Here is an 18,990-nt window from a genome sequence, read left to right as displayed (position 1 = left end):
ACCTTTGCCGAAGGAGAGACGCCCGATGACCCCAGGGAACCCCACGCCACCCGCGGGCTCGCGCCGGATGCCGGAGAAGCGGCAGGCCATCGCGCGCGCGGCGAGCACGGTGTTCGGCCGCGAGGGCTACACGCGGGCGAGCGTGGACGCGATCGCCGCCGAGGCCGGCGTGTCCAAGCGCACCATCTACAACCACTTCGGTGACAAGGAGAAGCTGTTCCTCTCCGTCGCCCTGGAGACCGCCGGCGAGCTCACCGAGATCATCGCGGGCCTGGCCGACCGGCACCTGCACAAGATCGTCGACCTGGAGGCCGACCTCACCGCCTTCGCCGTCGACCGGGCCAAGGCCGTGATCGCGGCGGGCGACCACTACGCACTGGGCCGCACCATCCGCGCCGAGGCGGGAAACATCCCGCCCGACGTCCTCGCGGCCTGGCTGGACGCCGGCCCGCTCGCCTCGCACCGGGACATCACCGCACACTTCGACCGGCTGGCCGGACAGGGGCTGCTGCGCTTCGACGAGGCGGAGCAGGACGCCGGGCTGGCCGCGACCCAGTTCACCCTGCTGACCTTCAGCGGCGCCGCCGACCGCACCTTCTACGGCGCCGTCCCGATCCCGGACACCGAGCTGGCCTCCGGCATCGCCGTCGGGGTCCGCGCGTTCCTGCGCCTCTACGGCTGACCGCCACCACGACCGAACCGCCACCGCCGACCGCCCCCTCAGGGCCGGACCCCACCACCGGGGCCGGCCCTGAGGCATGTCCCGCCCGGACCGCCCCGGAAAGTGCACTGCACGGTGTAGTTGATCCCATGCCCTACACCGTGTAGTTTACTTTCTTGTCAGCCCGCACCGACGGGCCGGCAGCAGACCGGACACCCACCCCGAAAGCAGAGGACCTCAGCCATGCCCAACGTCACCGTCGGCACCGCCCGCATCCCCTACCGCATCGTCGGCCAGGGCCCCGCCACCCTGGTGCTCGTCCACGGCACCGGTCCGGGCTCCGGCATGTGGGACCACCTGCTGGACCGCTTCACCGACCGCTACACCGTGCTGCTCCCCGAACTGTCCGGCAGCGAGAGCGCCGAGGACGACGGCGCCGAGCTGACCGTCGAGACCCTCGCCGCCCAGGTCAACGCGGTGATCGAGGACGCCGGCCGGGGCCCGGTCGACCTCGTCGGCTTCTCGCTCGGCGCGGTCGTCGCCACCGCCGCCGCGGCCCGGCGGCCCGAGCAGGTCCGCCGACTGGTCGCCGCCGCCGGGTGGGTCAACGCCGACGACGAGTACCTGCGCAACATGATGACCGTCTGGCTGGCGATCGCCGACGACGAGGCCGCGTTCGGCCGCTACGCCACGCTCACCGCGTTCAGCCGCGGCTTCCTCAACGGGATCGGCCGCGAGGCCGTCGAGTCCAACGCCGGGTTCATGCGACCGGCCCCCGGCACCCTGCGCCACATCGCGCTCAACCTGAGCCTGGACATCAGCGCGCTGCTCCCCCGCGTCCAGGCCCCGACCCTGGTGATCGGCTGCGCCCAGGACGCCACCATCCCGGTGGAGAACGCCCGGCTGCTGCACGCCGGCATCCGGGGCAGCGAGTACGCCGAGTTCGACACCGGCCACGTCGTGGTCTTCGAGCAGGCGGAGGCCTTCAGCCGGAAGGTCCGCGACTTCCTGGCGGCGGCCTGAGCCGCGGGCCGGGCCGGCGCCGCCGGTCGCTCCGGCGGACACCGCGAGGCCACCGCGAGGCCACCGCGGCCGCACCCCTCGGAGCACACAGTCCGCACCGTGGCAAGACCTGCGCCAGAACGTCCGATTACCGACGCCGATCGGAATAGAAATTGACTCTGCGTCAGCTTGCAGGGAGAGACTGCCCCGATCACATGATTCGCCCTCAAACGGCAAGGAGACACCCGTGCGCATACTCTTCACCGGCCCGGCCGCCGCCGGTCACCTGTTCCCGATGGTGCCGACCGCGCAGGCGCTGCGCGCCGCCGGCCACGAGGTGCTCTTCGCGGGCGGGCAGCCGCTGGACCAGCTCCGCTCCGCCGGCTTCCCGATCACCGAGGTCGGTGACGGCCGCACCATCCGCGAGGTCTTCGAGGAGGTCTCCGGGGGGAAGATCCGCTACGTCAACCCCGACCTGACGCAGGACGAGATCCTCGACGGGGCGGCCACCGCCTTCGCCGCGGCCTCCCGCCCCACGGTGGACGGCCTGCTCGACGCCGCCACCGGGTGGGGCGCCGACCTGCTGATCTACGACTCCTTCCAGGGTGCGGCGCCGCTGGTGGCGGCCAAGCTCAAGCTTCCCTCGGCGATCCAGAACTTCGGCGTCACCTCCGGCCACTCGATGGTGGGGCGCCTTGCGGCCAACCTCACCGACGTCTACGAGCAGCACGGCCTGGCCGGCCCGGCCGAGTCGCTCGCCATCAACGTCGTCCCGGCCGAACTCGGCGGCGACGCGGACGGCCTGCGGATGCGCTACATCCCCTTCAACGGCGGCGGGTTGGTCCCCCCGGACCTGCTGCACCGCGGCACCCGCCCGCGCGTCGCGGTCACCCTGGGCACCGTGCTCACCGCGATGGACGGCGTCCGCGCCATCGTCCGCCTGATCGAGGCCGCGGCCTCGGTGGACGCCGAGTTCCTGCTCGCGGTCGGCGACGCCGACCTCACTCCGCTGGGCACCCTGCCCGCCAACGTCCGCCCGCTCCCCTGGGTCCCGCTGGCCGAGCTGCTGGGCACCTGCGACGCGCTGATCCACCACGGCGGCGCCGGCACCATGCTCACCGCCCTCCAGGCCGGCCTGCCCCAGCTGCTCCTCCCGCAGGGCGCCGACCACTTCGTCAACGCCGACGCCCTCACCGCCGCCGGCTCCGCCCTGCAGGCCACCTCCGAGGCGGTGGACAGCGCGCTGCTCACCCGCCTGTTCACCGACCCGGCCCTTCGCGCGGCCGCCACCCGCCTCCAGGCCGAGAACGCCGCGCTCCCCTCTCCGGCCGCCATCGTCCCCACCCTCGAAGCCCTGGCCACCGCAGCCCGCTGACCTCGGTGGACATCGAAGCCGCAGGTCCCGGCGACCTGCGGCTTCGCCGTGCGGGGAGGGGGTCCGGCTCCCCGTGCCGACCGAGGACCGCGCCGGGCCGGGGCCGGGCGGGAGGCGGGTCATCCCCTTGCCTGGCGCATTGGTCTAGTCCAAACTGATCTTCTTCGAAGCCTCTGCAGAGTCGGCCGCGCACGGGGCCCGCAAGGCCGCCGCCGGTCGCGACCGACGGGTCGCGGTCGCCGGATGAGGGGGATGCCATGTCGGAGCGGACGTCGGCCACGGGGCTTCCCCGGGGAGGTCCGGCAGGCGGTCCCGGCCCGTTCGGCCCACGGCTCCAGTCCTTCCGCAGCCGCGCCGGGCTGAGCCAGGAGGCGGCCGCGACCCGGGCCGGGATCAGTACCAGGGCACTGCGCGACATCGAGCACGGCCGGGTCCGGCAGCCCCGGCCGCACACCCTCCAACGCCTGGGCGAGGCACTGGGGTTGACCGGCTGCGAGCTGGCTGACCTGCTGGCCGCCGTCCACACCGGGCCACCGCCCGGCGCCGGCCGGCCGCGTCTGCTGATCCTCGGCCCGCTCGCCCTCCAGCGCGGCCGGACGCCCGTCCCGGTCACCAGCCCGATGCTGCGCCGGCTGCTCGGACTGCTGGCGCTCAAGCACCCCGAACCCGCCACCCAGCAGGAGATCACCGACACCCTCTGGCCGTCCGGACCGCCCGGCTCCCAGCAGAGCCTGATCCACACCTACGTCAGCCAGGTCCGCCGGTTGCTCGACCCGGGCGGAGTGCGGACCGTCCCGGCGCCGACCGTCGTCCGGACGCCCACCGGCTACCTGCTGGAGGCGGCCCGGAACCAGATCGACCTCGGCCACTTCGACGAGCTGCTGGCCCAGGCGAGACGCCTGCACCAGGCGCCCGACCCGGCGGCCCCGGAGGCCGCGTACGAGTCGCTGGCCCAGGCGCTGCAGTGGTGGCGAGGTCCGGTGCTGGCGGATGCGGACCCGGTGCTGCGCCAGCATCCGGCCGCGGTGGCGGCCAACGAGCGGCGAGTCAAGGCGGTGCTGCTGCACGCCGACGCGGCGCTGCTGCTGCACCGCCCCGAGGATGCCGCCCCGGTGCTGTGGGACATGGTGAACACCGAGCCGCTGCACGAGGGTCTGCACGCCCGGCTGATCCTCACCCTCGCCGGCAGCGGGGAGCAGGCCGCCGCGCTCAACGTGTTCGGCCGCCTGCGCGAGCGGCTCGACGAGGAACTGGGCATCGAACCCGGTGCGGAGGTCCGCGACGCCCACCTGCGGGTGCTGCGCCGGCAACTGCCCCTCGCCCAGCGCCCCGACCGGCCCGCGCGCCACGACCGGCCCGCGCGCCCCGCGCCGACCGACCGCCCCGCGCTCACCGGCCCGCTCACCGGCCCGCTCCCAGCCCAGCTGCCCGCCACCTCCGGCACCCATGTCGGGCGGCGGCGGCAGCTGACGGAGCTGGACGCCCTCGTCTCGCCCGACCCGGCCCGGCGCCCGCACGTGGTGGCGGTGGTCGGCGCACCCGGGGTCGGCAAGACCGCCCTCGCCACCCGCTGGGCGCACACGCGCCGCGAACACTTCACCGACGGACAGCTGTTCGTCGACCTGCGCGGCCACTCCCGGCTACCGACGCTGCGCCCCGGCGACGTCCTCGCGCAGTTCCTCCGGGCACTGGGCACCCCGCCCGACCGGCTGCCCGCCGACGAGGACGAGGCCGCGGCGCTGTACCGCACCCTGCTCGCCGACCGGCGGATGCTGATCGTGCTGGACGACGCGCGCGACGCCGAGCAGGTCAGGCCGCTGATCCCGGGCGCCCAGGGCTGCGCGGTGGTGATCACCAGCCGCAGCCGGCTCGCCGGGCTGGTCGCGAGCGACGGCGCCCGCCGGCTCGGCCTGGACGTGCTCGACCCGGACGAGGCGCGCCAACTCCTGGGCGGCACCATCGGCGCGTGCCGGGTCGCCGCCGAGGAGGAGGCGGCCCGCAGGCTCGTCCGGCTGTGCGGCGGCCTCCCGCTGGCTATCCGGATCGCCGGCGCCAACCTGGTCGCCGGCAACGCCGGCATCGCCGACCACTGCGCCGAGTTGGCGGGCGACGACCGGCTCAGCCGACTGCACATCGAAGGGGACCAGCGCTCGACGGTGCGGGCCGCCTTCGACCTCTCCTACCGCGCGCTCCCGGCCGAGGCCCAGCGGATGTTCCGGCTCCTCAGCCTGATGCCCGGCCCGGACCTCACCGTGGACGGCGCCGCGGCGCTGGCCGACACGGCCCCGGCCGGATCGGGCGGACTGCTGGTGAGCCTGGCGGACGCCCACCTGGTGCAGGAACGGGCGCCCGGCCGGTTCGGGCTGCACGACCTGCTGCGCTGCTACGCCCGCGAGCTGCTCGGCAGGGAGGAGGCCCACGCCGCCCGCCAACGGCTGTTCGACTGGTACCTCCACCACGCCGACGCGGCGGCCCGCCCGCACCACCCGGCGGAGCAGGCCGCAGGCCGGCCCGGGAGGACGGCACCCCCGGGCGCGCCCGACGCATCCGAAGCCGAATTCACCACCGTTGCCTGGCGGTTGGCGGAGACCTTGCACGACTACCTCTCGGCGGGGCTGTACACCGGCGACTGCCTCAGGGTCGCGACCGCCGGCCTGTTCGCCGCCGTCGCCGACGGCGAGCTGCGGGCCGAGGCCACCGCCCGGTTGCGGCACGCCGATTGCCAGGGGGCACCGGCGGACCACGCGCAGGCCCTGGAGCTGGTCGGCCGGGCACTGGAGCTCGCCCGGCAGGCCGGCTGGCTCGACGGCCGGGCCCTGGCGCTGCGCCGCATCGGCGCCGCGCACCAGGCGGCCGGCGCCGTCCGGCCTGCGCAGTCGGCCCCCGGCGCACGGGGCAGGGCGTTCGAGCACTGGCGCGAGGCGATACGACGCTCCCGGACGACGAATCGGGGCCGAATCCGCTGAACACCGGCCCGGTCCTGCCGCGGCCCGGCGGCAGGACCAGCGCTCCGGCAGTCTCCCCCGTTCTGCCGGTTCCCCTGCCCGGCCCGGCGACGACCGACAGATCCGCAGGTCAACACCGTTTCGCCCGACCGGGATCGGGCTCACCGGGGGCCTGCCCTCCTCTGGCCCGGCTGTAGGAGCCCGACCAGGCCGGCTCCGTACGGTGGTCGCACCGCAGGCCCGATTCAGACGGACGCCCGGCAGACGCCCGGCGCGTCGCGCCGACCAGGCCCGACCGAACCGGACTTGAGGCGCGTCGCTTCCACACGCCGACAACCACGTTCCACGACCGAGGGGTTGAACAGTCATGGCGGAATGCCTGACCGAGCACACTGCGACGGCGACGCCCTCGCAGGTCCAGGACCGGCCCGCCGAGCCGCCGCCGACCGGCGAACCGGCGATCTGGTCCCGTAACTTCCGGTACTACTTCACCGGCCGCAGTGCGGGCCTGCTCAGTTGGGCCATGCTGCCGGTCGCGGTCTCGGCCGGCCTGCTCAGCGGCGGGTACGGCCTGGACACCGCCGGGTACGCGATGGCCTTCCTGGTGGGCCCGTTCGCCGGGTTGGTGCTGTTCGGCGGGGTGCTCGCCGACCGCTTCACCGCCCGCCGACTGATGATCGCCGCCGACCTGGCCAACCTCGGCGCCCACGTGCTGCTCGCCCTTCTGTTCATCCACGGCATCGACCATCTCTGGCAGCTGTACGCGCTGTTGATGGTGGCCGGCACCGCCAACGCGATGTTCCAGCCGGGCTCCGCCTCGACCGTCCCGCTGGTGGCCCGCGACGTACAGGGCGCCAACGGCGTGCTGCGCACCTCCGAGGCGCTCACCGGGCTGGGCGGCCCCGCACTGGCCGGCGCCCTGGTCGGATTCGGGGCCACCGGCTGGGTGATGGTGATCTCCGCCGTCGCCTACGGGACCAGCGCGGCCTGCCTGTTCGCGCTCCGGCTCGGGGCGGTGCCCGCCCCGCCGGCCGGCGAGAGCCTGTGGCACAACCTGGCGGTCGGCTGGCAGGAGTTCCGCGCCCGCAGCTGGCTCTGGGGCGTGATCGTGATCTGGATGTTCTTCGCGGTGCTCTCCTGGGGCCCGCAGCTGTCGGTGGCCGCCGGTGTGATCGTGCCCGAGCACGGCGCGACCGCCTTCGGCCTGCTCAACGCCGCGCTGGGCGCGGGCACCGTGGCCGGCGGCCTGCTGGCGATCCGCTACAAGCCCGAACGCCCGCTGGCCGCCGGGGCCGTGGCGATGCTGGCCTACCCGCTCTACCCGCTCGGCATCGTGCTCGACTGGCCGGTCTGGCTGCTCGTCGCCGCCCAGGTCGCGGTCGGCGTCGGAGTCGGCGTCTGGGGCGTCATGTGGGCCACCAGCGTGCAGACCCAGGTGCCGGGCGAGGTGCTCAACCGCGTCCACGCCTACGAGGTCGCGGGCTCCGTCGGCATGTACCCGATTGGCAGCGCGCTGGCCGGCCCGGCCGTCGGCGCCTTCGGCACCGACCGGGTCCTCCTGGTCGGCGTCGCGGTCGCCCTCCTCACCGCCGCCGCCCTCCTGGCCACCCACCCCATCCGCACCCTCCCCCGCGTCCCGCCCCGCCCCTGACCACCACCCGCCCGAGCGCCCCGACCACGCCCCGGCGCCACCCCCGGAAAACACGAAAGCCGCAGGTCAGGTGACCTGCGGCTTTCGGCAACGGAGCGGGCGACGAGAATCGAACTCGCGCTATAAGCTTGGGAAGCTCATGTTCTACCATTAAACTACGCCCGCCTGACGGGCTGTCAGAAACCGCCCGTCCACCATCACTGTACCCCATCCGCAACGGCGGGCGCACAGGCGATCCCCGAGCGCGGCGGAGCCGCGGGGGGCGGGGTCGGAGGCGTACTGTGTGGGCCGCGTGAGAGTGCTCCGGCGGTGGGTTTCGGGGCGGCGAGCCGCGGTGTGGAATGTCCGGAACATCCCCTAATGTGACGCTGTCCCGGGGGCCCCGCCTCTCGGGGCGCGATGAGTACGGGTGAGTACCGGGGTAAGGATGGGAAGGGGATCGATGGAGCAGCGCGCCGTCGTTCGTTGTGCCGAGGGGCACCTGTTCAGCACCACCACGTTCCCGATGCAGAACCTCGGGCCCGGTCGGCTGGGGCCCGGTCGGCTGATCCGCTGTCCGCAGTGCGGACGCCTGCGCAGCTCGGTGCTGGCCGACGTGCGGGAGCTGTCCGAGCCGCAACTGGCCCGGGCGATGCGGCTGGAGGCCGCGGAGTTCCTGGCCTGACCGGGACGGATGTGACGGATGCGGCCCCGGGCGATTCGTCCGGGGCCGCGTCGTGCACGTAACCTCGAAGCGTGCTGCTCTCTGACAAGGACATCCGGACGGAAATCGACAAGGGTCGGGTCTCCATCGACCCGTTCGACCCGGCGATGATCCAGCCCTCCAGTATCGACGTGCGGCTGGACCGCTTCTTCCGCGTGTTCGAGAACCACCGCTACCCGCACATCGACCCCTCCGAGGAGCAGCCGGACCTGACCCGGCTGGTCGAGCCGGAGGGCGACGAGGCGTTCATCCTGCACCCGGGCGAGTTCGTGCTGGCGTCGACCTATGAGGTCATCACGCTGCCGGACGACGTCGCCTCGCGGCTGGAGGGCAAGTCCAGCCTGGGCCGCCTCGGCCTGCTCACCCACTCCACGGCCGGCTTCATCGACCCCGGCTTCAGCGGGCACGTCACGCTGGAGCTGTCGAACGTCGCAACGCTGCCGATCAAGCTCTACCCGGGGATGAAGATCGGGCAGCTCTGCCTGTTCCGGCTCTCCTCGCCGTCCGAGCACCCGTACGGCTCCGCGCGCTACGGCTCGCGCTACCAGGGCCAGCGCGGCCCGACGCCGTCCCGCTCGTACCTGAACTTCCACCGCACCAAGGTCTGAGCACCGCGGGCCCGGAGCGGCACTGCGGCACAACGGAACAGCGGCACAGCGGCACAGAGCGCACGCACCGCGGGCGGCCACCCCTCACTCCGAGGGGCGGCCGCCCGCAGGCGTTGTAGGGGGCGCCGGAGTCAGGCGCGCTTGGGCCGGGTGACGGCGACCAGCTCGCTGCCGTCCTCGGAGAGGCGCAGCTCGGTGCGGAGCTCGGCCAGCTCACCGAGGTGGTGCAGGTGGGTGCCGCCGCAGAAGATCCGGGCCGCGCCCTCGGGCAGCTCGCAGTGCCACTGGCGGCGGGCGGTCAGCTCCGGTCCGGGGACCTCGATGCGGACGGGTGCGTCGGCGGCGACCCAGGCGGCCAGCTGCCGGTTGACGGCCTCGGTGAGCTCGGGCAGCGCGTCGGCCAGGGCGGGGAGGTCCTCGGTGGCCTCGGTGGTGAAGCCCTTCTTCCGCAGCGACTTGCCGAGCCGGTAGGTGTCGGTGCTGGCCTCGGTGTCCATCACCGAGGTGTCCATCGCGAGGCTGTCGAAGTCGGGGTTCCCGAAGGCGTCGGAGCGGCCCGGGTCCTTGCGCCAGCGCGGCGCGAGGGCGGCGTTCAGGGCGAGGGCGAGCAGGTGGCAGCCGCTGTGCGAGGCGCACAGCGCGGCGCGGCGCCCGGCGTCGACGCTGAGGGTGGCCACCCGGCCGACCAGGTCCCCCGGGTCGCCGTCGACCACGTGCAGGACCAGCCAGGACCACTCCTCGTCACCGCGCCGGACCGGGATGTCCTTGCCGGCCAGCGGCGCGCCGCCGTCCGGGCCGACCGCGCCGGTCAGGCAGTCCACGACGGCCAGCCCGGTGCCGTCCACGGTGAGCGTGCCGAGGTCGGCGGGCTGGTCGGGCCAGGTGTGGTCGAGCGGGTGGAACGGGGTCGCCTCGGTGACGACGGCGTACCGGCCGCCGTCCAGCGGGTGCACCGCGAGCACCGGCGACTCGCCGGTGACCGCCCCGGCGGGGAAGCTGACGTGGGTGGTGGGGAGGGTCATGCGCTGGCTCCGTGCGGATCGCTGGCGAGGGTGGACGAGGGTGGAAGCGGATCGGGCCCCGAACCCGGGGCCCGCCGCCCATTCTCCCCCGGCCGGACCGGGCTCAGCCCAGGGTCGGCAGCTTGATCAGCACCAGCAGCGCGAGCAGCTGCAGCGCTGCCGCGCCGGCCGCCTTGCCCCAGGGCAGGTCGTGCACCCGGCGCACCATCGTGGTCAGCAGGACGGCGCAGAGCAGCCAGGTCGCCCAGCCGACGACCTGGACGACCAGGTTGTCGGACGGCAGCACCAGCGCCAGCAGCAGCCGGGGCGCGTCGGTGAGCCAGCCGATCAGCACCGCCAGGCCGACCGTGGACTGCCAGGGGCCGTCCCCGCCGAACTGCCGGGCCAGGGCGAAGGTCACCGCGCCGAGGGTGGCACCGGCCAGGGTGAAGCCGATCGCGGCGGCGGCCATGGCGGTCAGCGCGACGGTGAAGGTCGAGTCGACCACGTCGTTGCGGGTCAGGCCGATGCCCAGCACGGCGAGCGCGCCGTACAGCAGCGAGACCGTGACGGCGGGCAGCCAGACCTGGTGGTCGCGGGTGCGGTCGAAAGTCGCGGTCGGGGCGCGGAAGAGGCCGATCAGCAGTTCGCGCCAGGGCGGGCGGGGGCCTGCGGCGTGCGGGGCGGACTGGCCGCCGGCCCGGTACACGGCGACGTTGTCCTGCTCGTGCGGGGCGGGCTCGTAGTAGCCCTGCGGCCCGTGCCCCTGTCCGGGCCCCTGCCCGTGCTGCTGCGGGTAGCCCTGGTAGTGGTCCCCCTGGTACTGCTCCCCCGGGTAGGGGCCGCCGGGGTACTGCTCCCCCTGGTACGGGCCCCCCGGGTACGGCCCCCCGCCGTAGGGCTCGCCCGCGTACGGGTCCGCGCCGGTCGGGAAGGCCCGGGTGTGACCGGGCTGGTCCGCGGCGTACGGGTCGTAGCCCCCCGCGGCACCGTGACCGCCCCCACCGGGGCCGCCCGCAGGCGCGCCGCCGGTCCCCTGGTGCGGGCCGGTGAAGTACTCCGGCCCGTCCGTCTGCCCGTACCCCCCGGGCGCCGCCGCGGAGGGCGGCGGGGCCGACCACCCGCCACGGGGGTCGGCACCCTGCCCGCTGTCGTATCGATTACCAGCCACGCTCCGAAGGTACCCGTCCGGCTGACTCCGTGTAGGCCGCGTACGGACCCGGGGCCGGTTTGCAGCCGGCCTGTGACGCCCGGATCCGGACGGCGGCACTTCAAACGGCGGAGCCCCGGCCGAGGCGCCCCGAAAAGCGCCGCTACCGCTGGGCGGTCACCGTCGGCGCGTGCACCGCCGCGGCCGCCGAGGCGCCCGCCGGGCAGCCGCCGGGGCCCGCCGAGACGCGGACGGCGCCGACCGGCAGCAGCGTGCCGCAGGCGATCCGGATGCCGGCGGGCAGCTCGTTGTCCGACTCGACGATCGCACCGTCGCCGATCACCGCACCGTCCAGCGCCGTACGGTCGCCGACGGTGGCGTAGGCGCCCACGATGGAGTCCTTGACCAGGGTGTCCGGGCCGATCGCCGCACCGGGCAGGATCACGCTGCCCTCGACGATCGCGCCGGCCTCGATCACGGCCCCCTCGGAGACCACCGTGCCGCCGCTCAGCACGGCGCCGGGGTGCACGGTCGAGCCGGGCAGCAGCAGGGCGTCACCGGTCGGCCCGGGGACCGCCGGGGAGTCGACCTTGCCCAGCACCAGGTCGGCGGAGCCGCGGACGAAGGCCGCCGGGGTGCCGAGGTCCAGCCAGTACGAGGTGTCCACCACGCCGCGCAGCAGCGCGCCGGTGGCCAGCAGCTCGGGGAAGGTCTCGCGCTCCACGGACACCTCGCGGCCGGCCGGGATGCGGTCGATCACGGAGCGGGTGAAGACGTAGCAGCCGGCGTTGATCTGGTCGGTGACGATCTGCTCGGGCGTCTCCGGCTTCTCCAGGAACTCCAGCACCCGCCCGTTCGCGTCGGTCGGGACCAGCCCGAACGCGCGCGGGTCGGCCACCCGGGTGAGGTGCAGCGTGACGTCGGCCCCGGCGGCCACGTGGCCGTCGCGCAGGGCCGCGATGTCGACGCCGGACAGGATGTCCCCGTTGAAGACCAGGACCGGCTCGTCGGGGCCGCAGGTCAGCCCGGAGGCGGCGTTGCGGATGGCACCGCCGGTACCGAGCGGCTCGCGCTCGGTCAGGTACACCAGCTCGATCCCGTACGGGGTGCCGTCCTGGAAGTGGTCCTCGAAGACCTCGGCCAGGTACGAGGTGGCCAGCACGACCCGGGTGACCCCGGCGGCGGCCGCCCGGGCCAGCTGGTGTGCGATGAACGGGACGCCTGCCACGGGGAGCATCGGCTTGGGGGTGTGGGTGGTCAGCGGACGCAGTCGCGTGCCCTTACCACCGACCAGCATGATCGCCTCGGTCATGGTCTGCGCTGTTCCCCTTGTGGTCTCTGCGGCCCGGCCCGGCGGGCCGATACCTCCGTCGGTGGTCTGATCACCCGTCCGGAGGGCCGTACGGGTTCGACCGGCACGAGGCCGGTCAGGCGCCTACTGTATTTCCTTCCCACCTCGGCCTGGTCCGGCGGTCTGCCGGTTGGCGTCCCGCCACCTGCGGGACGGCAGGCGAAGCACGGTGGAAAGCCGGGTGGGAGCCGGGTGAAAAGCAGGCGAAAAGCCCGGCCCGGCAGGCGCTCGTGGGCACCTGCCGGGCCGGGCGGTTGTAGCAGAACTGTCGAACAACAGACCGGGGTTACCGCCCTGCTCAGGCGTCGACGGCCTGTGCCTCGGCCTCCGCGGGCGGCGCCGCCTTCACCGAGTCGAGCAGCAGCTGGGCGACGTCCACGACCTTCAGGTGCTCCTTGGCCGCGCCCTCGTTCTTCTTCCCGTTGACCGAGTCGGAGAGCATCACCAGGCAGAACGGGCAGGCGGTGGAGACGATGTCGGGGTTGAGCGACAGCGCCTCGTCCACGCGCTCGGTGTTGATCCGCTTGCCGATGCGCTCCTCCATCCACATCCGCGCGCCGCCGGCGCCGCAGCAGAAGCCGCGCTCCTTGTGGCGGTGCATCTCCTGCTGGCGCAGACCGGGGACCTTGTCCATGATCTCGCGCGGCGGGCTGTAGACCTTGTTGTGGCGGCCCAGGTAGCAGGGGTCGTGGTAGGTGATCAGGCCCTCGACCGGGTTGACCGGGACGAGCTTGCCCTCGTCGATCAGGTGCTGCAGCAGCTGGGTGTGGTGGATGACCTCGAAGTGGCCGCCCAGCTGCGGGTACTCGTTGGCGATGGTGTTGAAGCAGTGCGGGCAGGTGGCGACGATCCGCTTCTTCGGAGCGTCCTCCAGCGCCGCGTTCAGGGTCTCGACGTTCTGCGCGCCGAGCATCTGGAAGAGGAACTCGTTGCCCAGGCGGCGGGCGGAGTCACCGGTGCAGGACTCCTCCTTGCCGAGGATCGCGAACTGCACGCCGGCGGTGTGCAGCAGCTCGGCGAAGGCCTTGGTGGTCTTCTTGGCGCGGTCCTCCAGGGCACCGGCGCAGCCGACCCAGTAGAGGTACTCGACCTCGGCGGGGTCGATGTCCTCACCGATCACCGGCACCTCGATGCCGGTCTCCTTCTTGAGCTCCTTGACCCAGTCCAGGCGCGCCTTGGTGGCCATGCCCCACGGGTTGCCCTTGTTCTCCAGGTTCTTGAGCATCGTCCCGGCCTCGGTCGGGAACGAGGACTCGATCATCACCTGGTAGCGGCGCATGTCGACGATGTGGTCGATGTGCTCGATGTCCACCGGGCACTGCTCGACGCAGGCGCCGCAGGTGGTGCAGGACCACAGCACGTCCGGGTCGATGACGCCGTTCTCCTCGGCGGTGCCGATGAGCGGGCGCTCGGCCTCGGCCAGCGCGGCGGCCGGGACGTCCTTGAGCTGCTCGGCCGTGGCCGTCTCGTTGCCCTCCATGTCCTTGCCGCCGCCCGCGAGCAGGTACGGCGCCTTGGCGAAGGCGTGCTCGCGCAGGCTCATGATCAGCAGCTTGGGGGAGAGCGGCTTGCCGGTGTTCCAGGCGGGGCACTGCGACTGGCAGCGGCCGCACTCGGTGCAGGTGGAGAAGTCGAGGATGCCCTTCCAGGAGAAGTGCTCGACCTGGGAGACGCCGAACACGGCGTCGTCGGCCGGGTCCTCGAAGTCGATCGGCTTGCCGTCGCTGGTCATCGGACGCAGGGCGCCGAGCGCGGTGCCGCCGTCCTCCTCGCGCTTGAAGTAGATGTTGAAGAACGCGAGGAACCGGTGCCAGGCCACGCCCATCGACGGGTTGATGCCGATGGTGGTCGCCCAGGCGAAGGAGATGCAGATCTTCAGCATCGCGAAGAAGTAGATCAGGTTCTCCAGCGTGCCGGGTGCCAGCCCGTTGAGCGCGGAGACCAGCGGGTACGAGACCAGGTGCTCGGGCCCGTACGAGTCGACGCCGTTGAGGGCGCCCTCCAGGGCGCGCAGCATCATGATGCACAGGCCGATGCCGAGGATCGTGTACTCGACGTAGAAGGCCTGCCAGGCGATCGAGCCGGCGAAGCGGGACTTGCGGCCGGACCTGGACGGCAGGCTGAGCAGCCGGATCACGATCAGGGTCGCGATGCCCAGTGTGGTGAGGGTGCCGACCAGTTCGACGAAGAGTTGCCAGATCATCCAGTGGCCGATGATCGGCAGCGCGAACTCGGCGTCGAAGAGCTGGCCGAAGGCGTTGACGATGGTCAGGACCAGGCTGAAGAACCCGACCGCGACGAACCAGTGGGCGACGCCGACGACGCCCCAGCGGTTCATCCGGGTGTGGCCGACGAACTCGACCGCCACGGTCTTCACCCGCTGTGCGGGCTCCCCGAACCTGGTGGGGTCGGACTGGCCGGTCCGCACCACCTTGAAGATGTACAGCGCCGCACGGGCGGCGAGCGCGGTGCCGATCACAAACGTGACCAGCGAGATGACGATCGCTGCTAGTTGCATCGGCTCTCCGTCTCCTGCGGCTTCCTGGGTGAGCAGTCTCTCCGGGGCGATTGTACTCGTCGGTAACTTCCTGGGCCGACGGCCCGGACATTACCGTTTGTCAACTCTTCTCCTGAAGATGCCCAAGGTATGGCGGCAGTCACGTAAGTCCACCCTTGGCACTCCGGACCGGGCCCACCCCATTAGCCGGACTCAGCAAAGTTGAGCCTGCCCGGCTCACCCATGTTGACGCTGCCCGGTCGGTCATGCATCCTTGAGCCTGTAAAGCTCAACTCTTCCGTGGAGGTATTTACGATGGCACGCGCGGTCGGCATCGACCTCGGCACGACGAACTCGGTCGTCAGCGTTCTGGAGGGTGGCGAGCCCACCGTCATCACGAACGCCGAGGGCGCGCGGACCACGCCGTCCGTCGTCGCCTTCGCCAAGAACGGCGAGGTTCTGGTCGGCGAGGTGGCCAAGCGCCAGGCGGTCACCAACGTGGACCGCACCATCCGCTCGGTCAAGCGCCACATGGGCACCGGGTGGAAGATCAACCTGGACGGCAAGGACTTCAACCCCCAGCAGATCAGCGCCTTCGTGCTGCAGAAGCTGAAGCGGGACGCCGAGGCGTACCTGGGCGAGACGGTCACCGACGCCGTCATCACCGTCCCGGCGTACTTCTCCGACTCCGAGCGCCAGGCGACCAAGGAGGCTGGTGAGATCGCGGGCCTCAACGTCCTGCGCATCGTCAACGAGCCCACCGCGGCCGCGCTGGCCTACGGCCTGGACAAGGACGACCAGACCATCCTGGTCTTCGACCTCGGCGGCGGCACCTTCGACGTCTCCCTGCTGGAGATCGGCGACGGGGTCGTCGAGGTGAAGGCCACCAACGGTGACAACCACCTCGGTGGTGACGACTGGGACCAGAAGGTCGTCGACCACCTGGTGAAGGTCTTCCAGGCCGGCCACGGCGTCGACCTGTCCAAGGACAAGATGGCCCTGCAGCGTCTGCGCGAGGCCGCCGAGAAGGCCAAGATCGAGCTGTCCTCGTCCTCCGAGACCTCGATCAACCTGCCCTACATCACGGCCTCCGCCGAGGGCCCGCTGCACCTGGACGAGAAGCTCACCCGGGCCCAGTTCCAGCAGCTCACCGCCGACCTGCTGGAGCGCTGCAAGACGCCGTTCCACAACGTGATCAAGGACGCGGGCATCTCGCTCTCCGAGATCGACCACGTCGTCCTGGTCGGTGGCTCCACCCGGATGCCGGCCGTCGCCGAGCTCGTCAAGGAGATGACCGGCGGGCAGGACGCCAACAAGGGCGTCAACCCGGACGAGGTCGTCGCCATCGGCGCCGCGCTCCAGGCCGGTGTCCTCAAGGGCGAGGTCAAGGACGTCCTGCTGCTCGACGTCACCCCGCTGTCCCTCGGCATCGAGACCAAGGGCGGCATCATGACCAAGCTGATCGAGCGCAACACTACGATCCCGACCAAGCGCTCCGAGATCTTCACCACGGCCGAGGACAACCAGCCGTCCGTGCAGATCCAGGTGTACCAGGGCGAGCGCGAGATCGCCGCGTACAACAAGAAGCTCGGCATGTTCGAGCTGACCGGTCTCCCGCCGGCCCCCCGCGGCCTGCCCCAGATCGAGGTCACCTTCGACATCGACGCCAACGGCATCATGCACGTCGGCGCGAAGGACCTCGGCACCGGCAAGGAGCAGAAGATGACCGTCACCGGCGGCTCCGCGCTGCCGAAGGACGACATCGAGCGCATGATGCGCGAGGCCGAGCAGTACGCGGAGGAGGACCACAAGCGCCGCGAGTCGGTCGAGACCCGCAACCAGGCCGAGCAGCTCGTCTACTCGACCGAGAAGTTCATCGCGGACAACGCCGACAAGCTCCCGGCCGACGTCAAGGCCGAGGTCGAGGCCGCCATCGGCGAGCTCAAGGAGGCCCTGAAGGGCGAGGACATCGCGGCCATCCGCGAGGCGACCGAGAAGGTCTCCACCACCGCCCAGAAGCTCGGCCAGGCGCTCTACGCCAACGCCGACGCCGCCTCCTCCGCCCCGGCCGACGACGCCGCCGGTGCCAAGGACGACGACGTCGTCGACGCCGAGATCGTGGACGACGAGAAGCCCAAGGGCGGTGCGGCATGACGGAGAAGCCGCAGGGTGCTGAGCCCGGCGACGACTCCGCCGCCGAGGAGGCCGTGATCAAGGCGGCCGAGGAGGCCGCCGCGGCCGGGGACTCCGCCGGGGACGACGCCGCCACGGCCAAGCGCGAGCTGGCCGAGCGGACCGCCGACCTCCAGCGCCTCCAGGCCGAGTACCAGAACTACCGCAAGCGGGTCGAGCGCGACCGTCTGACGGTCCGCGAGATCGCGGTCTCCAACATCCTGGAGTCCCTGATCCCGGTGCTGGACGACATCGGCCGGGCCCGCGAGCACGGCGAGGTGACGGGCGGCTTCAAGTCCGTCGCCGAGTCGCTCGAGACGGTCGTGGCCAAGCTGGGCCTGCAGCAGTTCGGCAAGGAGGGCGAGCCCTTCGACCCGACCATGCACGAGGCGCTCATGCACAGCTACTCCTCGGACGTCACCGAGGACACCTGTGTCCAGATCCTCCAGCCCGGCTACCGGATCGGCGAGCGGATCATCCGCCCGGCGATGGTGGCGGTCGCGGAGCCCCAGCCGGGCACCCAGACCACCTCCGGGCCGGACGCCGAGTCGTCGAAGTCCGCGGAGTCGGACAAGGCCGACGGTGGCGCGGACAGCTGAACACCCTTGCGCTGCGGAGTCGTACACCGTCGTCCCGTACGGCGTACGACTCCGCGGCGCGCTCGCTATTGACACCGCAGGTGGCACTGCACTGACTATGGGTCTCGGGAGGTGGCGGCAGCCATGAGCGGCAAGGACTACGTGGAGAAGGACTACTACAAGGTCCTCGGCGTGCCCAAGGACGCCTCCGCCACCGAGATCAAGAAGACCTACCGCAAGCTGGCGCGCGAGTTCCACCCCGACGCCAACAAGGGCGACGTCAAGGCCGAGGACCGGTTCAAGGACATCTCCGAGGCGTATGACGTCCTGTCGGACGAAAAGCGCCGCAAGGAGTACGACGAGGCGCGCACCCTCTTCGCCAACGGCGGCTTCCGCTCCGGCGGCCCCGGCAACGGCAACCACAGCTTCGACTTCGGGGACCTCTTCAGCGGCAGCCAGGGCGGCGGCGGGGGCGGGATCGGCGACGTCTTCGGCGGCCTGTTCAACCGCGGCGGCACCCGGCAGGCCCAGCCCCGGCGCGGCGCCGACGTCGAGACCGAGGTGACGCTCTCCTTCGAGGAGGCGGTGGACGGCGCGACCGTCCCGCTGCGGATGACCAGTCAGGCCCCCTGCCGCACCTGCAACGGCACCGGCGCCAGGACCGGCACCACCCCCCGGGTCTGTCCGACCTGCGTCGGCGCCGGCACCGTCAGCCGCGGCCAGGGCGCCTTCGCGCTCTCCGAGCCGTGCCGGGACTGCCGCGGCCGGGGCATGATCGTCGACGACCCGTGCCCCGACTGCCACGGCAGCGCCAAGGCCACCTCGGCCCGTACCATGCAGGTCCGGATCCCCGCCGGCGTCCAGGACGCCCAGCGGATCCGCCTCAAGGGCAAGGGCGCCCAGGGCGAGCGAGGCGGCGTCTCCGGCGACCTCTACGTCACCGTCCACGTCGACACCCACCCGGTCTTCGGGCGCAAGGGCGACAACCTGACCGTGACGGTACCGGTCACCTTCCCCGAAGCGGCTCTCGGCGGCACCATCGAGGTACCGACGCTCAACGGCCCCTCGGTGAAGCTCAAGCTGCCCGCCGGCAGTGCCAACGGCCTCACCCTGCGGGCCCGCGGAAAGGGCGCCACCCGCAAGGACGGCACCCGCGGCGACCTCCTGGTCACCGTGGAGGTCGCGGTGCCGCAGGCCGTCACCGGTGACGCGCTGACGGCACTGGAGCAGTACCGCGAGGCCACCGCCTCCGACGACCCGCGAGCCGCCCTGTTCCGGGCGGCGAAGGGAGCGTGA

General features: G+C 72.4%; 13 protein-coding genes, 1 tRNA gene and 1 pseudogene. 10 read left to right on the top strand and 5 right to left on the bottom strand.

Annotation, left to right across the window (positions count from 1 at the left end):
• The first annotated feature begins 25 nt into the window (after positions 1-25).
• The 5 genes from ACGFZP_RS09905 (at position 26) to ACGFZP_RS09885 (ending at position 7,634) form a co-directional block, all read left to right on the top strand.
• The gene (locus ACGFZP_RS09905) at positions 26-682 is read left to right on the top strand and encodes a TetR/AcrR family transcriptional regulator (protein ID WP_392930486.1); all 657 of its coding nucleotides are present in this window, start codon (positions 26-28) and stop codon (positions 680-682) included.
• A 222-nt stretch (positions 683-904) separates the two neighbouring features.
• On the top strand, positions 905-1,684 hold the full coding sequence (locus ACGFZP_RS09900) for an alpha/beta fold hydrolase (RefSeq protein WP_392930484.1): 780 nt from the start codon (positions 905-907) through the stop codon (positions 1,682-1,684).
• 226 nt (positions 1,685-1,910) lie between these two features.
• Positions 1,911-3,038 carry a glycosyltransferase gene (locus ACGFZP_RS09895; protein WP_392930482.1) on the top strand — a complete coding sequence of 376 codons (1,128 nt, stop codon included), beginning with the start codon at positions 1,911-1,913 and terminating at the stop codon, positions 3,036-3,038.
• Positions 3,039-3,295: 257 nt separating this feature from the next.
• The gene (locus ACGFZP_RS09890) at positions 3,296-6,004 is read left to right on the top strand and encodes a BTAD domain-containing putative transcriptional regulator (RefSeq protein ID WP_392930480.1); all 2,709 of its coding nucleotides are present in this window, start codon (positions 3,296-3,298) and stop codon (positions 6,002-6,004) included.
• A 346-nt stretch (positions 6,005-6,350) separates the two neighbouring features.
• Positions 6,351-7,634, top strand: a complete 1,284-nt coding sequence (locus ACGFZP_RS09885; RefSeq protein WP_392930478.1) for an MFS transporter — start codon at positions 6,351-6,353, stop codon at positions 7,632-7,634.
• 94 nt (positions 7,635-7,728) lie between these two features.
• Here ACGFZP_RS09885 and ACGFZP_RS09880 read toward each other — a convergent pair.
• A tRNA-Gly gene (locus ACGFZP_RS09880) sits at positions 7,729-7,799 on the bottom strand.
• Positions 7,800-8,061: 262 nt separating this feature from the next.
• Between ACGFZP_RS09880 and ACGFZP_RS09875 the strand changes: the two genes are divergently transcribed.
• A complete protein-coding gene (locus tag ACGFZP_RS09875; protein ID WP_148643912.1) occupies positions 8,062-8,298 on the top strand; it encodes a hypothetical protein in 237 nt (78 codons plus the stop codon).
• A 71-nt stretch (positions 8,299-8,369) separates the two neighbouring features.
• Positions 8,370-8,945 carry a dCTP deaminase gene (gene dcd / locus ACGFZP_RS09870; RefSeq protein ID WP_392930475.1) on the top strand — a complete coding sequence of 192 codons (576 nt, stop codon included), beginning with the start codon at positions 8,370-8,372 and terminating at the stop codon, positions 8,943-8,945.
• A gap of 131 nt (positions 8,946-9,076) precedes the next feature.
• On the opposite strand, the gene ACGFZP_RS09865 is transcribed toward dcd, so the two are convergent.
• The 4 genes and pseudogenes from ACGFZP_RS09865 to ACGFZP_RS09850 form a co-directional block, all read right to left on the bottom strand.
• On the bottom strand, positions 9,077-9,967 hold the full coding sequence (locus ACGFZP_RS09865) for a metal-dependent hydrolase (protein WP_392930474.1): 891 nt from the start codon (positions 9,965-9,967) through the stop codon (positions 9,077-9,079).
• 103 nt (positions 9,968-10,070) lie between these two features.
• Positions 10,071-11,117 carry a Yip1 family protein gene (locus ACGFZP_RS09860; protein ID WP_392930472.1) on the bottom strand — a complete coding sequence of 349 codons (1,047 nt, stop codon included), beginning with the start codon at positions 11,115-11,117 and terminating at the stop codon, positions 10,071-10,073.
• A 217-nt stretch (positions 11,118-11,334) separates the two neighbouring features.
• Positions 11,335-12,408 (bottom strand): annotated as a pseudogene (locus tag ACGFZP_RS09855) (sugar phosphate nucleotidyltransferase); the annotation flags it as partial.
• Positions 12,409-12,745: 337 nt separating this feature from the next.
• Positions 12,746-14,965, bottom strand: coding sequence for a (Fe-S)-binding protein (locus ACGFZP_RS09850; RefSeq protein ID WP_392930470.1), 2,220 nt, complete (start codon positions 14,963-14,965; stop codon positions 12,746-12,748).
• Positions 14,966-15,259: 294 nt separating this feature from the next.
• Here ACGFZP_RS09850 and dnaK point away from each other — a divergent pair, with 294 nt between their 5' ends.
• The 3 genes from dnaK to dnaJ all read left to right on the top strand — a co-directional run bounded on the left by dnaK (position 15,260) and on the right by dnaJ (position 18,990).
• Positions 15,260-17,098, top strand: a complete 1,839-nt coding sequence (gene dnaK, locus ACGFZP_RS09845) for a molecular chaperone DnaK (RefSeq protein WP_392930468.1) — start codon at positions 15,260-15,262, stop codon at positions 17,096-17,098.
• Positions 17,095-17,715 carry a nucleotide exchange factor GrpE gene (gene grpE, locus ACGFZP_RS09840; RefSeq protein ID WP_392930467.1) on the top strand — a complete coding sequence of 207 codons (621 nt, stop codon included), beginning with the start codon at positions 17,095-17,097 and terminating at the stop codon, positions 17,713-17,715. Before dnaK ends, grpE begins: the two co-directional genes overlap by 4 nt.
• Before the next feature lie 123 nt (positions 17,716-17,838).
• The gene (gene dnaJ, locus ACGFZP_RS09835) at positions 17,839-18,990 is read left to right on the top strand and encodes a molecular chaperone DnaJ (RefSeq protein ID WP_392930466.1); all 1,152 of its coding nucleotides are present in this window, start codon (positions 17,839-17,841) and stop codon (positions 18,988-18,990) included.

Origin of the sequence: Kitasatospora sp. NPDC048239 (genome assembly GCF_043202015.1) — a bacterium.
Taxonomy (GTDB): domain Bacteria; phylum Actinomycetota; class Actinomycetes; order Streptomycetales; family Streptomycetaceae; genus Kitasatospora.
The sequence above is the reverse complement of the archived record's forward strand: the minus strand, read 5'-3'. Positions and strand labels throughout refer to the sequence as shown.